Consider the following 14,754-nt stretch of genomic DNA (forward strand, 5'->3'; position numbering starts at 1 on the left):
CCGCAAAATTGCGTATATTATGTAATCATACCTAGTCTTAACCTACTGACAAATCTCCATTTCCCCTGCCCGTCCGATCGATGATATAGTGCGATTCCCTTCCACTTCAGAGGTCACACGATGAATGGAGCATATGGCCGGGAAGACCATTCGACGCAGAAGGCGCTCGCGGCCCGCTGGACCATAGCGGCCGAGGCCATGGAAGCCCTGGCCGGCGCGCGGTCCCTGGATGCGGTGGTCGCCGTCCTGCGCGCCTTCGCCCGCCGCGCAGTGGGCGCAGACGGTATTGCGGTCGTGCTGCGCGACGGCGATAAATGCCATTATATCGCCGAGGACGCCAAGGCGCCTTTATGGGCCGGGCAACGATTTCCGGCGGAAACCTGTGTGTCCGGCTGGGCAATGCTGAACCAGGAAACCGCGGTCATCGCCGACATATTCGACGATGTCCGGGTGCCGGTCGATGCCTATAGCCAGACCTTCGTCCGCAGCATGATCATGGTGCCGATCGGCCGGGTCGATCCGATCGCCGCCGTGGGCGCCTATTGGTCCGAACCGGCGATGCCGACCGACAACGAGATTTCGCTGCTCGAAGCGCTGGCACGGGCCGCGTCCACCGCACTCGAAAATGGCCGGCTCTTCAGCGCACTCGAATCCCTGAACGATCATCTGGACCAGCGCGTGCGCGAACGCACGAGCGAATTGGAAAGCGCGCAGGACAAGCTGCGGCAAATCCAGAAGATGGACGTGCTGGGCCAGTTGACCGGGCATGTCGCGCACGACTTCAACAATCTGCTGACGCCGATCATCGGCGGGCTGGACCAGATCATCGCCGGCGGCCGATCCCCCGAAGCGGTCGCCCGCACCGCCAATATCGCGATGCAGGCGGCGGAAACCGCGCAGACGCTGGTCAAGCGGCTGCTCGCCTTCGGCCGTCGCCAACCGTTGCAACCGACATCGGTCAATCTTTCCGAGACGCTGGAGAATATGCAGACCTTGCTGGTCAGCACGGTCGGCCCGCAGATCATTCTCCATGTCGATGCCGCGCCGAACGTGCCGCCGGTGCGCGCCGATCGACATCAGCTGGAACTGGCCATCCTCAACCTGGTGGTCAACGCGCGCGACGCCATGCCGAACGGCGGGCAGGTCATCATTTCCGCCGAACGATGCAAGAGCCGCCTTCCCGTGCCGCTGATCCCCGGCCAATTCGTCTGCCTGCGCATCACCGACACCGGCATCGGCATGACCCCGGCGGTCAAGGCGTCCGCAACCGAGCCCTTCTTCACGACCAAGCCGGTCGGCCATGGCACCGGCCTTGGCCTGTCCATGGCCCATGGTCTGGCCGGTCAGTTGGGCGGCGCGCTGGAAATCGTCAGCGAAGTGGGCCAGGGCACGGAAATCCAGCTCTGGCTGCCGATCGAGAAGCAGAAGCCGGCGGCTGTCGTGGCGGATGGCGATGACGGCGAGATCGCAGCAACGCAAGGCAAGGTGCTGCTGATCGACGACAATGCCCTGGTCCGCCATGGCACGCGGGAAATGCTGACCGACCTTGGCTATGACGTGGTCGACATCGACAATGCCGAACTGGGGCTCAGCATGATCGCCGCCGATTTCCGGCCCGACATCGTCGTCACCGACCATATCATGCCCGGCATGACCGGCGCCGAACTGGCGCTGCGGCTGCGCGTCGACCATCCCGAGATCGCGTTGCTCATCATATCCGGCTATGAAGGCGTCGACCTGATCGCACCGGATATTCCGCGCCTTTCCAAGCCCTTCCGCCGCCAGCATCTTCAGGCCAGCATCGCAGCCGCGCAGGCCCAGACGGTGGGGCGCGCCTAGGGGCGATCGACATTCAGATGATGACGTGACGAAAATGGTGGTTTTCCGTGACCCTTGAAACGAGTCACGTGCCTCGTTTCAACGCAGCGTACTCAAAGTACGTGAGCACCGGAAGCGCGGAGAACCGCCATTTGCAGGCCGTCAGGGCCGAATGTCGATTGCCCCTAGAGCGCCTGCCCGGCCGCCCAGCCGCTGGCCCAGGCCCATTGGAAATTATAGCCGCCGAGCCAGCCGGTGACATCGACCGCCTCGCCAATGGCGTAGAGGCCCGGCACCTTTGCGGCTTCCATCGTCCGCGACGACAGGCCGGCGGTGGCGATGCCGCCGACCGTGACCTCCGCCTTGGCATAGCCTTCGGTGCCAGAGGGGATGAAAGGCCAGCCCGCCAGCCGCTCGCCAATCTGGCGCAAGGTCTTGTCGGGCAGATTGCCAAGGTCGCCCTGGGCGCCGATCCGTTCGAGCAGGGCATCCGCCATGCGCTCGGGGAAGCGCTCGACCAGCACGCGCCGCAGGCCGGTGCGCGGGCGGTTGCGCTTCTCGGCAAGCAACCAGTCCACGCCGAGATCGGGCAGGAAATTGACGTGGATCGGCGTGCGATGTTCCCAATAGGAGGAAATCTGCAACATCGCCGGGCCGGAGAGGCCGCGATGGGTGAAGAGCGCCGCCTCGCGGAACCGGGTCTTGTTCCAGCGAACCTCCACCTCGGCCGAGACGCCCGACAGCGACTGGAACAGCGCGTCGTCCGGCCCCAGGGTGAAGGGCACCAGCGCCGGACGGGGCTGCACCACCTTGAGATCGAACTGGCGCGCGACCTCATAAGCGAAGTCCGTAGCGCCCAATTTCGGGATGGACGGGCCACCGGTCGCCAGTACCAAAGACGGCGCCGACACGATGCGATCGCCCAGCTTGACGCGGAACAGGCCATCGCCATGGCTGATATCCGTCACCGGCTGGCCCAGCGCCATGGTCACGCCGCCGGCCGCGCACTCCTCTGCCAGCATGGCGACGATCTGTTTCGCCGATCCATCGCAGAAAAGCTGTCCCAGCGTCTTTTCATGCCAGGCGATGCCATAACGGCCGATCAGGGTAAGGAAATCCTGCGGCGTGTAGCGGCCCAGTGCCGATTTGGCGAAATGCGGATTGGCCGACAGATAGCGATCGGCAGCGGTATGGATGTTGGTGAAATTGCAGCGGCCGCCGCCGGAGATCAGGATTTTCTTGCCCGGCGCATCGGCATGGTCGGTCAGCAACACCCGGCGGCCGCGCTGGCCGGCGGTCGCTGCGCACATCATGCCGGCGGCGCCGGCGCCCAGGATTATCGCGTCATAATCGCCCATCACCGCCCCCGCTTCATCCGCACGATGGCCTCGTCCAGCGCGGACAGGAAGCGGGATCGATCCGTCTTGGAGAAAGGCGGCGGGCCGCCGACTGGATCGCCCACGGCGCCGGCGCGCAGGTCCGCCATGATCGCCCGCACCGCGATCGCGCTGCCGATCGAGGCGCTAGTGAAGGACTTGCCATTGGGCGCGATCACCCCGGCCCCGGCCTTCAGGCAGCGATCCGCAAGCAGGATATCGGCGGTGATGCAGAGCGTATCGGCGCCGGCACGCTCGGCGATCCAGTCGTCGGCGGCGTCGAACCCGTCGCTCACCACCACACGGTCGATCAGTTCATGCGCCGGAATGCGGATCGGGCTGTTGCTCACGATGGTAACCGGCACGCCATGGCGGAAGGCAACCTTGTAGATTTCCTCCTTCACCGGGCAGGCGTCGGCATCGACCAATATGTGCATCGCCGCGCTATCCTTTCGTTCCGGCCGTTCGCGGCGGCGATAGGCGGACAGGGACCAACGCGCAATGGGCCGGGGAAACACCCCGGCCCATCCGTAGTTAGCGCCCGACGATTTCGAGCAGATGCGGCGGGTAGCGCTCGCCCTCCACCGGGATGGCATCGGCCGCCGCGCGGATCCGAGTCAGGTCGGCATCACTCAGTTCGACCGTGGCCGCGCCCAGATTTTCCTCCAGCCGATGGAGCTTGGTGGTGCCGGGGATGGGCACAATCCAAGGCTTCTGCGCCAGCAGCCAGGCGATCGCGATCTGCGCCGGGGTCGCGCCCTTCTCGGCCGCGATGCCCTTGAGCAGATCGACCAGCGCCAGGTTCTTCTCGCGCGCCTCGGCGGCAAAGCGCGGCAGGCTGTTGCGGAAATCGCCTTCGGCCAGCGCCGTATCCTTGCCGATTGCACCGGTCAGGAAGCCCTTGCCGAGCGGGCTGTAGGGCACGAAGCCGATGCCCAGTTCCTCGCAGGTTTCAAGGATGCCGTTGGTTTCCGGGCCACGGGTCCAGAGCGAATATTCATTCTGGAGCGCGGCGACCGGCTGCACCGCATGGGCGCGGCGGACCGTCGCAGCCGACGGTTCGGACAGGCCGAAATGCCGGACCTTGCCCTCGGCGATCAGATCCCTGACCGTGCCGGCGACATCCTCGATCGGCACGGCCGGATCGACGCGATGCTGGTAGAAAAGATCGATCACCTCTACGCCCAGCCGCTTGAGCGAGGCGTCCGCCACCGCGCGGATATTGTCCGGCCGGCTATTGAGCGCACCAAGACCGGCGCCGATGTCGAAGCCGAACTTGGTGGCGATCACCACCTGGTCGCGCACCGGCGCCAGCGCGGCGCCGACCATTTCCTCGTTGGTATAGGGGCCATAGACCTCCGCCGTGTCGAAGAAGGTGACACCGAAGTCGACAGCTGCGCGGATCAGCTTGATCCCTTCATCCTGGCTGACGGCTGTGCCATAGCCGAAGTTGAGGCCCATGCAGCCCAGGCCAATGGCCGAAACCTCCAGCCCGCTCTTGCCCAAAAGTCGCTTTTCCATAGCGGTCACTCCGATTTGATGTCCGAACGGAAGATAGGCTGTCGCCAAGCGGCGGATTAGATCATAAAAGCGGCAAGACTTTATATCTGGAGTTCATGAATGCGGCGCGAAGAGCTGGTCGACCTCAACGCCTTCCTGATGGTCGCCGACACCGGCAATTTCACCCGAGCGGCCGCGCTGCTCGGCACGTCGCAATCCGCGCTCAGCCATACCATAAGGCGGCTGGAAACGCGCCTGGGCGTCCGCCTGCTCACCCGCACCACCCGCAGCGTCTCCCTGACCGAGGCCGGCGATCGCCTGTCCGCCACGCTACGCCCGGCACTCGACAGCATCGCGACCGAACTGGCTTCGCTCGGTGACCTGCGCGAACGGCCGGCCGGCACCATCCGCATCACCGCCGCCGAACATGCCAGCAACACGGTCGTCTGGCCAGCATTGCAACGGCTGCTGCCGCGCTATCCCGACATCCATGTCGAATTAAGCATCGATTCCGGTTTCGTCGACATCGTCAAGGAGCGGTTCGATGCCGGCGTGCGGCTGGGCGAAGCGATCGCCAAGGATATGGTCGCCGTGCGCATCGGCCCGGACCTGCGCATGATCGTGGTCGGCGCGCCCGCCTATTTCGCCAGCCGCCCGGTGCCGCGCACGCCGCAGGATCTGGCCGCGCATGACTGCATCAATCTGCGCCTGCGCAGCGCCGGCGGCCTTTACGCCTGGGAACTGGAAAAGGACGGCCATGAAATCCGGGTGCGGGTGGAGGGGCAACTGGCGTTCAACAGCATCGAGATGATCCGCCGCGCCGCCCTCGCCGGCTTCGGCCTCGCCTTCGTGATGGAGGATCAGGTGCGCGCGGATATCGACGAAGGCCGGCTGATCCCGGTGCTGGAGGACTGGTGCCCGCCCTTTGCCGGCTATCATCTCTATTATCCCAGCCGCCGCCAGCCGGCCGCTGCGTTCAGCATCTTGGTCGACGCGCTGCGCTATCGCGGCCCCTAGGCCATTTTGCCGCCTTCTCCCGCGGCGATAACTGTCCTACAGGGAGGGATAATGAGCGCATCCCTCTACAATAACGACATTCTTCGCCTCGCGGCGAGCATCCCGCACCACCAGCGGCTGGCCGATCCGCAGGCCAGCGTGGAGAAGCGGTCACCGACCTGCGGCTCGCGCATCACCGCCGATGTCCGCATGACCGACGGCAGGCTCGCCGAAATGGGCCTGGACGTGAAGGCCTGCGCCCTGGGCCAGGCCTCCGCCGCGCTGATGGCGGCGCAGGCGATCGGCCTCACTGCGGACGAACTGGCAGAGGCACGCGACAAGCTGGCCGCCTATCTGTCGGGCAAGAGCGAGGATCTCGATTTCTGGCCCGGCCTTGCGGTGCTGGCGCCGGCCCGCGGCTATCCCGCGCGCCATCCCTCGATCCGGCTCGGTTTCGAAGCGATCGCCGAAGCCGCGCGGATGGCGGACGCCTGATGCCGGTCACCGAAACCGCCATGTCGGCCACCGACGTCCTCCTGTCCGAAGGCGTGATCCTGCTCGGCGTCGCCGTGGCCTTCGTCCTGCTGTTCCGCCGCTTCGGCCTGGGTGCGGTGCTGGGCTATCTGGTCGCCGGCGCGCTGGTCGGCCCGCAAGGGCTGGGTCTCGTCGGCGGCGCGGAATCGAAACTCGCCATTGCCGAAATCGGCATCGTCCTGCTGCTTTTCCTCGTCGGCCTCGAACTCCATCCCGCGCGCCTGTGGCGACTGAAGCGCGACATCTTCGCGCTCGGCCTGGCGCAGGTCGTTCTGTGCGGCCTCGCCCTCATCGCCATCATCTTCTATTCGACCGGCTTCACCTGGGGCGCCGCGATCGCGCTTGGCCTGCCGCTCGCCCTCTCCTCGACCGCACAGGTGCTGCCCAGCCTCAAGAGCAGCGGCCGCATCAACTCGCCCTTTGGCGAGAAGGTCTTCTCGATCCTGCTGTTCCAGGATCTCTCGATCGTTCCGCTGATCACCATCGTCGCCGCCCTGTCCCGCAATCCGGCCGACGCGGGCGGCCCGCCCGGATGGGTGCTGGCCGGCTATACTGTCGCCGCGATCGCCGGGCTGGTGCTGGCCGGCCGCTTCATCCTGCGGCCGTTGCTCAACCTGGTCGGTCGGCAGGGCGAGCGCGAATTGTTCGTCGCGGTGGGGCTGTTCACCGTGCTGGCCGCCGCGTCGGTAATGCACAGCCTGCATCTCTCGACCGCGCTAGGCGCCTTCGTCGCCGGCGTGATGCTGGCCGACTCGCCCTATCGGCACGAAATCGAGTCCGATGTCGAACCCTTCCGCTCCATCCTGCTCGGCCTCTTCTTCCTCGCCGTCGGCATGGTGCTGGACCTGCGCGCCGTCGCCGCCAATCCCCTGTTCGTCATCGGCATGGCGGCGATGCTGGTGGCCGCCAAGACCGCGATCATCGCCCTGCTCGCCCGGCTGTTCGGCATGGCCTGGCAACAGGCGCTGAGCGCCGGCCTGCTACTCTCCCAAGGCGGTGAATTCGGCTTCGTCCTGTTCGCCCAGGCGCAGAATGCCTATCTGATCGCACCGCAGGCGGCGAGCCTGTTCAGCGCGATCGTCACCTTCTCGATGGCGACCACGCCCTTCCTGATGCTGTTTGCCCGCCGCTTCGAATTCGCCCAGCCCAAGGATCGCGACGACCTGCCGGGGCCGGAGGATGCGCCGCGCGGCAGCGCCATCATCGTGGGCTATGGCCGGTTCGGCCAGACCGTGGCCCAGATGCTGATGGGCCATGGCTTCGGCGTGGTGCTGATCGACAAGAAGCCTGCCCAGATCGAGGTGTCGAGCCGCTTCGACATGAAGGTCTATTATGGCGATGGCACGCGGATCGACCTGCTCCGCCGCGCCGGTGCCGACGAAGCCCGGCTGATCGCCTTCTGCATCGACGATCCTTCGCTGGATGGCCGTGTGCTGCAGCCCATTGCCGAAGCCTTCCCCCAGGCCGCGCTGATGGCGCGCGTGTTCGATCGTCGCCAGATCCTGGCGATGCAGGATATCGAACTGGCCGGCGTGGTGCGGGAAGTGTTCGAATCGGCCATCTGCATGGGCGTCCAGGCGATGCAGACGCTGGGCGTGCCGCCGGAAGAGGTCGAGGAAGTCGAACGCCAATATCGCGAGAATGACGGCCAGCGGCTCGCCCTGCAGATCGAGCATGGAAATTTGCTGGCGGCCAAGGACCTGATGTACCGCCCCGGCCGGGGCATGCGCCTGCGCGCGCGCGGAGATGGAGAAGAAGCATGATCGCCATTCTGGCCGCCCTGTCGGCAGCGCTTGCCATTGCTGCCGGTGCCTTTGGCGCCCATGGCGCCGCCAGCCCGCAGGCGGCGGAGTGGCTGCGCACCGGCGGACTCTATCAGCTGATCCATGCCGTCGCGGTCCTGACGATCATGGGCATCACGCGCGGCGGCGCCCTGTTGCTGCTGATCGGCGCGGCGATCTTTGCCGTCAGCCTCTATGCCATGGCGCTGGGCTGCCCGCGCTGGCTGGGCGCGGTGACGCCGATCGGCGGCGCGATGATGATCGGCGGCTGGCTCTGGGCGGCCATTGCCTATTGGCAGCGCGGCTGAGCCAGCCACTTGCCGCCGCAGTTGGACACGCCTAGATAATCGCCATGGCAGATCATTCCCACCATCATCATCAGGAACCCACCGGCAAGAAGCTGGCCGACGCGGCGCAGGCTACGCTGGAGGCGAAGGATGAGCAGTGGACGCCGATGCGCGCCGCCATCTTCGACGCACTGGCGGCCGAAGAAAAGCCGGCATCGGCCTATGATATCGCCGACACTGTGTCCAAGGCGCGCGGCAAGCGGGTCGCGCCCAACAGCGTCTACCGCATCCTCGACCTGTTCGTGGCGAACAATATCGCGATGCGGGTGGAAAGCGCGAACGCCTATATCGCCAACGCCCATCCCGGTTGCCATCATGACTGTATCTTCCTGGTCTGCGACAGCTGCGGCCAGGTGACGCATATCGACAATGATCCCATCACCGGATCGCTGCGGTCGGTGGCGGAAAAGGCCGGATTCGCGCCGGTGCGTCCAGTGATCGAGGTGCGCGGCACCTGTAGCGCCTGCCACTGACGGGCGGTTCATGACCATCATCGAATGGGTCGCAGCGGCGCTCGGCCTGGTCAATGTCGCGCTGGTGGCGCGCCGTTCGCTGTGGAACTATCCGTTCGGCATCGTCATGGTCGCGCTCTATTTCTTCGTCTTCTTCGAGGCGAAGCTCTACAGCGACGCACTGCTGCAAATCTTCTTCCTGGTGATCAATGCCTATGGCTGGTGGAACTGGGTGCATAGCGAGAAGGTCGCCGACGGCGGCATCGCGGTGGTGCGCCTCGGCACGCCGGCCCGCCTCGCCTGGATCGGGGGCACAGCGCTCGCCAGCCTGGCCTGGGGCATGGGCATGGCCCGCTTCACCGACGCCGCCGCGCCCTTTGCCGACGCCATGATCGCCGGCATGAGCGTCGCCGCACAGATATTGCAGTCGCAGCGCAAGGTCGAAAGCTGGGTGCTGTGGGTGGCGGTCGATGCCCTCGCCACCGGCCTGTTCTGGAGCCGCGGCCTGATCGCGACGTCGATCCTCTACGCCATCTTCTTCTTCATCGCGCTATGGGGCCTGATCGCCTGGCGCCGCACGATGGACCAGGCAGCGGCATGACCCGCGGTTTCCTGCTCGGCAAGTTCATGCCGCCCCATGCCGGCCATCAGATGCTGATCGACAGCGCGCGGGCGATGGTGGATGAACTCACCATCCTAGTCTGCTCGCTGCCCGACGATCCGATCCCCGGCCCGCTGCGGCTGCAATGGATGCGCGAACTGGCGCCGGGGTGCCGGGTCATCGGCCATGATGCGGTCGTGCCGCAGGCGCCTGAAGACTCCGCCGACTTCTGGCCGATCTGGCGGGCCATCGTGGCGCAGGCCCATCCCGAGCCGATCGACCTGCTGTTCGCCGGCGAAGCCTATGGGCTGCGGCTGGCGCAGGAAGTCGGCGGCCGCTTCGTGCCGCTGGGTGCCCGCATCCTGGGCGCGGACCAGGACGGACTGGGCGGCCTGTCCGCCAGCGCCGTGCGTGCCGATCCCTGGGATCAGTGGCGCTGGATCGCGCCGCCGGTCCGCGCGCATTTCACCCGGACGATCGTGCTGCATGGCGTCGAAAGCACCGGCAAGTCGGTGCTGGCCGAACGGCTCGCCCGGCATTTCGACACGATCTGGGTGCCCGAATATGGCCGCGCCCAGGCTGAAGTTCACAGTGTCGATATGGACGAGGCCGACCTGCTGCTGATCGGTGCCGCCCAGTCCGCGACGATTGCCGCCGGCCAGCGGCTGGCGAACCGTCGCCTGTTTGCCGACACCGACGCGCTGATGACGGCGGCCTGGGCCGAGATGATGATCGGCCATGCGCCCGACGCGCTGCTCGCCTACCCGAAGGCCGACCTCTATCTACTGCTGGAACCCGATGTCGCCTGGATCGACGATGGCACGCGTATCTATGGCGACGATCCGGTGCGGGCGCGATTTGCCGATATCAGCCGGAACGTGCTGATCGACAGCGGCGTTAACTGGGCTTCGGTCGGCGGGGATTGGGACAGCCGTTTCACCCGCGCCGTTTCCCTGATTGAAGATTTGGCGCCCCCCTGCATGACGTCAGGGTTCGACTTGGCGCAGGAAAGCGAGTAGGCAGTTCCCCATGTCCAATCCGTCCACGCCGTTGCTCGACACCGTCAAGATCCCCGCCGACCTGCGCAAGCTGCAGCCCGACCAGCTCCGCCAGCTGGCCGATGAACTGCGCGCCGAAACCATCGCCGCCGTCGGCGTGACCGGCGGCCATCTGGGGTCGGGCCTGGGTGTCGTGGAACTGACCACCGCCATCCATTATGTGTTCGACACGCCCAACGACAAGCTGGTCTGGGACGTGGGCCATCAATGCTATCCGCACAAGATATTGACCGGCCGGCGCGATCGCATCCGCACCCTGCGCCAGGGCGGCGGCCTCAGCGGCTTCACCAAGCGCGCCGAATCCGAATATGACCCGTTCGGCGCGGCGCACAGCTCGACCTCGATCAGCGCGGCGCTCGGCTTTGCCGTCGCCAACAAGATGCAGGACAAGCCCGGCAAGGGCATCGCCGTGATCGGCGACGGCGCCATGTCGGCCGGCATGGCCTATGAGGCGATGAACAATGCGCGCGAGGCCGGCAACCGTCTGGTCGTCATCCTCAACGACAATGACATGTCGATCGCGCCCCCGGTCGGTGGCCTGTCCGCCTATCTCGCCCGGCTCGTGTCGAGCCGCGAGTTTCTGGGCCTGCGCGACATGGCCAAGAAGCTGGCGCGCAAGCTGCCCCGCCCGCTGCACAAGGCGGCCAAGAAGACCGACGAGTTTGCCCGCGGCATGGCGACCGGCGGCACTCTGTTCGAGGAACTGGGCTTCTATTATGTCGGCCCGATCGACGGCCATAATCTCGAGCATCTGATCCCGGTGCTGGAAAATGTCCGCGACGCGGCCGAAGGGCCGTGCCTGATCCATGTCGTGACCCAGAAGGGCAAGGGCTATGGCCCGGCCGAAGCGGCCGCCGACAAATATCATGGCGTGCAGAAGTTCGACGTCATCACCGGCACCCAGGCGAAGGCCCCTCCGGGGCCGCCCAGCTACACCAATGTCTTCGCTCAGGCGCTGATCGCCGAGGCGCAGCGCGATCCGCGCGTCTGCGCGATAACCGCCGCCATGCCGTCGGGCACGGGCCTCGACAAGTTCGAACTGGCCTTCCCCGACCGCATCTTCGACGTCGGCATCGCCGAACAGCATGCCGTGACCTTCGCGGCGGGCCTCGCTGCGGAGGGCATGCGCCCCTTCTGCGCCATTTACTCCACCTTCCTGCAGCGCGCCTATGACCAGGTGGTGCATGATGTCGCGATCCAGAACCTGCCCGTGCGCTTCGCCATCGACCGCGCCGGCCTGGTCGGCGCCGACGGCTCCACCCATGCCGGCAGCTTCGACGTCACCTATCTCGCCAGCCTGCCGAATTTCGTCGTGATGGCTGCGGCCGACGAGGCGGAGCTGACGCACATGGTCCATACCTGCGCCGTGCATGACAGCGGGCCGATCGCGGTCCGCTATCCGCGCGGCAACGGCACCGGCGTCGCCATGCCCGAGGTTCCCGAAGCGCTGGAGATCGGCAAGGGCCGCGTCGTGCGCGAAGGGCGCCAGGTCGCGATCCTGTCGCTCGGCACCCGACTAGAAGAAGCGATGAAGGCCGCCGACACGCTGGAGGCCAAGGGCCTGTCGGCATCCGTCGTCGATCTCCGCTTCGCCAAGCCGCTGGACGAGGCGCTGATCCGCCGGATGCTGACCACCCATGAGGTGGCGGTGACGATCGAGGAAGGGTCGATCGGCGGCCTTGGCGCCCATGTCCTGACGCTGGCGAGCGATCTTGGCCTGACCGACAATGGCCTCAAGATCCGCACCATGCGCCTGCCCGACATCTTCCAGGATCAGGACAAGCCCGAACAGCAATATGCCGACGCGCGGCTGGATGCCGATGCGATCGTCGACACGGTGCTGACGGCGCTGCGCCACAACAGCGCCGGCGTGGAGGAAGCGCGGGCCTGAAGGTCCGCGCTGGACCTCCTCACCCAACTGCCCTAGCCTGCCTTCCGCTGGACCATGTCCGGGAGAAGGCGGTTGGGCAGAGCATTGCCGGGTCGACATCATCGCTGGCTGCTGCTCCTGCCGCTGCTCGCCGCCTGTTCGCAGAAACCGGCGGTGGAGCCGCCGCCGCGCGCCAATGATCCCGTGCCGGCGACCAGCGCATCTTCCATCATCAGCGTTCCGGTGGAAATCGACCGCGCCCTGATTGCCCAGGCGATCGAACGCGCCATGCCGCGACAGCTTTGGCGGATCGACCGGCCAGGCACGCGCTGCGTCCAGCCCAAGCGGGTCAAATTGTTCGGCAAGCAGATCAGGGTGACGCCGCCGATCGACTGCCACATCATCGGCGCGGTCACGCGCGGGCCGATCCGCCTGCGCGGCAATGGGCGCGACCTGATCGCCGACATCCCGATCCATGCGCAGGTCAGCGCGCGTGACATTGCGGGATTGCTGAAGGGCGAGACCGCCACCGGCGACGCCATGGCCCATGCCCGGATTCAGCTCGGCATCGATGACCAGTGGCGCCCCCATGGCACGCTGAAGCTCAGCTATGACTGGACCCAGACGCCCGGCATCGACTTTCTGGGCCAACGCATCACCTTTGCCGACAAGGTGGATCGCAAGATCGCACCGGTCATCCGCGACCTCGAACGGCAATTGCCGCGCGAACTGGCCAAGCTCGACCTGCGCAGCAAGATCGAGCGCCTATGGCGCGCAGCCTTTACCAGCCTTTCGCTCAACGACCATAATCCGCCGGTATGGATGCGCATCACCCCGCAACGCTTCCTGTTCGACGGCTATGGTAACAGCGGCGCCCAACTGCGCTTCCGGCTCGGCATCGAGGCGCTGACCGAAACCGTGGTCGGTGACCGGCCGGTCGATCCGCAGCCGACCGGACTGCCATCTCCCGCGCGTGCGCCGATCGACGACGCGCTGCATTTCTTCCTGCCGGTGCGGGCCGATTATGCGCAGCTGGAGCCGGTCATCCTGCGTGCCCTGCATAAGCGCGCCGCGTGCCCGTTCGAATTGCCCAAGCTGGGCCCTATCATCGCGCGCTTCGACGGGCTGACCGCCTATGGCACGACGGGCAACCGCATTGCCGTGGGCGTCACGCTCGCGGCGCGTCCGGCAAGCGGCAAGCTGGGCGATACCCATGGCACCGTCTGGCTGACCGCCCGCCCGGTCAACCAGCCCAATTCGGCACTGGTCCATTTCGAGGATCTGCAGGTGACCGGCACCAGCGACGGGATCGGCGGCGACATCCTGATCGCGCTGGCGGGAAGCCCCGCCTTTTCCGCCGCCATCGCTGGCGCGCTCAGCCAGAATTTCACCCATGATCTGGAGGAGTTGAAGGGCAAGATCCGGCGCGCCATCGGCGAGCGCAAAACCCCGCATTTCCGCATCCGCACCAATTTGGACAGCACGGAAATCGGCCAAATCAGCGCCCATGGTCAGGGCTTGTATCTGCCCGTGCGGGCGACCGGCCGGGCCTCGATCCGCTACGCTGGCGGGCCGCTATAGAGCAACTATATAGTTGCATATTTCTGGCATGAGGCGCATATAGGCAATCAGGAGGTTGCCTATCATGACCGACAGCATCATCAAGACGATCGACATCGCCGCGCCGGTAGAGCGGGTATGGGACGCCCTGACCGACCATGCGCAATTCGGCACCTGGTTCCGCGTCGCGCTCGACCAGCCCTTTGCCATCGGCCAGCCTTCGACCGGGCATATGACCTATCCGGGCTATGAGGATTATCGCTGGGAAGCGCGGGTCGTGGCGATCGAACCGATGACCCGTTTTGCCTATGAATGGCCTGCGACCGGCGGCGACAAGGCGCTGATGGAGAGCGGCGTGCCGGTCCCCGAATGGACGCTGGTGGAGTTCGTGCTGGAACCGATCGACGGCGGCACCCGCCTGACCGTCACCGAAAGCGGGTTCGATGCGGTGCCCGAACCGCGCCGCACCAATGTCATGCGCGACAATGACGGCGGCTGGGCGGAACAGGTGAAGAATATCCGCGACCATGTCACCGGCTGAGATTTTCGCGGCACTGGGTGATCCCACGCGCCTGGGGCTCATCGCGCGGCTGGGCGACGGCAATGGCCGGTCGATCGTGCAACTGGGCGAAGGCCTGCCGATCAGCCGTCAGGCGGTGGCCAAGCATCTGGATGTGCTGCACGGTGCCGGACTGGTGCGCAGGCGCAAGCAGGGGCGGGAAGTGCATTTCGCGCTGCGCCGGGAGGCGGTTGCGGCGGCGCAGGACTGGCTCGGCCGAGTCGGCGCGCAATGGGATGGCACGCTCGCCCGGCTCAAGGCCTTTGCGGAAGGGGACGATCAGACGCCCCCTGCCGCATAGA

The 14,754-nt window shown here is 66.1% G+C and carries 15 protein-coding genes; 12 read left to right on the plus strand and 3 right to left on the minus strand.

Annotated features, from left to right (window positions below; genetic code table 11):
• The first annotated feature begins 120 nt into the window (after window positions 1-120).
• Complete coding sequence (locus JQK15_RS06125) at window positions 121-1,839, plus strand: ATP-binding protein (RefSeq protein WP_214864221.1); 1,719 nt, start codon at window positions 121-123, stop codon at window positions 1,837-1,839.
• Window positions 1,840-2,003: 164 nt separating this feature from the next.
• Here the strand turns inward: JQK15_RS06125 and JQK15_RS06130 are convergent, their stop codons facing one another.
• The 3 genes from JQK15_RS06130 to JQK15_RS06140 form a co-directional block, all read right to left on the minus strand.
• Window positions 2,004-3,176, minus strand: a complete 1,173-nt coding sequence (locus JQK15_RS06130; protein ID WP_214864223.1) for a BaiN/RdsA family NAD(P)/FAD-dependent oxidoreductase — start codon at window positions 3,174-3,176, stop codon at window positions 2,004-2,006.
• Window positions 3,176-3,631 (minus strand): YaiI/YqxD family protein, encoded by a 456-nt coding sequence (locus tag JQK15_RS06135; RefSeq protein ID WP_214864225.1) that lies wholly within the window; start codon window positions 3,629-3,631, stop codon window positions 3,176-3,178. Before JQK15_RS06135 ends, JQK15_RS06130 begins: the two co-directional genes overlap by 1 nt.
• Before the next feature lie 97 nt (window positions 3,632-3,728).
• Window positions 3,729-4,715, minus strand: coding sequence for an aldo/keto reductase (locus JQK15_RS06140; protein WP_214864227.1), 987 nt, complete (start codon window positions 4,713-4,715; stop codon window positions 3,729-3,731).
• A gap of 99 nt (window positions 4,716-4,814) precedes the next feature.
• On the opposite strand from JQK15_RS06140, the gene JQK15_RS06145 reads away from it, so the two are divergent.
• From JQK15_RS06145 to JQK15_RS06195, 11 genes are all read left to right on the plus strand, one after another.
• Entirely contained in the window at window positions 4,815-5,711 is an 897-nt protein-coding gene (locus tag JQK15_RS06145; RefSeq protein ID WP_004212385.1) for a LysR family transcriptional regulator, read from the plus strand.
• 51 nt (window positions 5,712-5,762) lie between these two features.
• Complete coding sequence (locus tag JQK15_RS06150) at window positions 5,763-6,185, plus strand: iron-sulfur cluster assembly scaffold protein (protein ID WP_214864229.1); 423 nt, start codon at window positions 5,763-5,765, stop codon at window positions 6,183-6,185.
• Window positions 6,185-7,987: a cation:proton antiporter domain-containing protein gene (locus JQK15_RS06155; RefSeq protein WP_214864231.1), complete on the plus strand. Its 1,803-nt coding sequence runs from the start codon at window positions 6,185-6,187 to the stop codon at window positions 7,985-7,987. The genes JQK15_RS06150 and JQK15_RS06155 overlap by 1 nt, the downstream gene beginning before the upstream one ends.
• The gene (locus JQK15_RS06160; protein ID WP_125987811.1) at window positions 7,984-8,313 is read left to right on the plus strand and encodes a DUF423 domain-containing protein; all 330 of its coding nucleotides are present in this window, start codon (window positions 7,984-7,986) and stop codon (window positions 8,311-8,313) included. The genes JQK15_RS06155 and JQK15_RS06160 overlap by 4 nt, the downstream gene beginning before the upstream one ends.
• A 44-nt stretch (window positions 8,314-8,357) precedes the next feature.
• On the plus strand, window positions 8,358-8,825 hold the full coding sequence (locus JQK15_RS06165; protein WP_017499240.1) for a Fur family transcriptional regulator: 468 nt from the start codon (window positions 8,358-8,360) through the stop codon (window positions 8,823-8,825).
• Between the two features lie 10 nt (window positions 8,826-8,835).
• The gene (gene pnuC / locus JQK15_RS06170) at window positions 8,836-9,405 is read left to right on the plus strand and encodes a nicotinamide riboside transporter PnuC (RefSeq protein ID WP_214864233.1); all 570 of its coding nucleotides are present in this window, start codon (window positions 8,836-8,838) and stop codon (window positions 9,403-9,405) included.
• Window positions 9,402-10,424, plus strand: a complete 1,023-nt coding sequence (locus tag JQK15_RS06175; protein ID WP_214864235.1) for an AAA family ATPase — start codon at window positions 9,402-9,404, stop codon at window positions 10,422-10,424. The genes pnuC and JQK15_RS06175 overlap by 4 nt, the downstream gene beginning before the upstream one ends.
• A gap of 10 nt (window positions 10,425-10,434) precedes the next feature.
• A complete protein-coding gene (gene dxs / locus JQK15_RS06180; RefSeq protein WP_037507026.1) occupies window positions 10,435-12,354 on the plus strand; it encodes a 1-deoxy-D-xylulose-5-phosphate synthase in 1,920 nt (639 codons plus the stop codon).
• Between the two features lie 84 nt (window positions 12,355-12,438).
• Window positions 12,439-13,914, plus strand: coding sequence for a DUF4403 family protein (locus tag JQK15_RS06185; protein WP_251007611.1), 1,476 nt, complete (start codon window positions 12,439-12,441; stop codon window positions 13,912-13,914).
• Window positions 13,915-13,978: 64 nt separating this feature from the next.
• Window positions 13,979-14,434, plus strand: coding sequence for an SRPBCC family protein (locus JQK15_RS06190; RefSeq protein WP_161733912.1), 456 nt, complete (start codon window positions 13,979-13,981; stop codon window positions 14,432-14,434).
• Entirely contained in the window at window positions 14,421-14,753 is a 333-nt protein-coding gene (locus JQK15_RS06195; RefSeq protein ID WP_214864240.1) for an ArsR/SmtB family transcription factor, read from the plus strand. Before JQK15_RS06190 ends, JQK15_RS06195 begins: the two co-directional genes overlap by 14 nt.
• The last annotated feature ends 1 nt before the right edge of the window (window position 14,754 follow it).

This window comes from Sphingobium sp. BHU LFT2 (genome assembly GCF_018604485.1).
GTDB classification, from domain to species: Bacteria; Pseudomonadota; Alphaproteobacteria; order Sphingomonadales; family Sphingomonadaceae; genus Sphingobium; species Sphingobium yanoikuyae_A.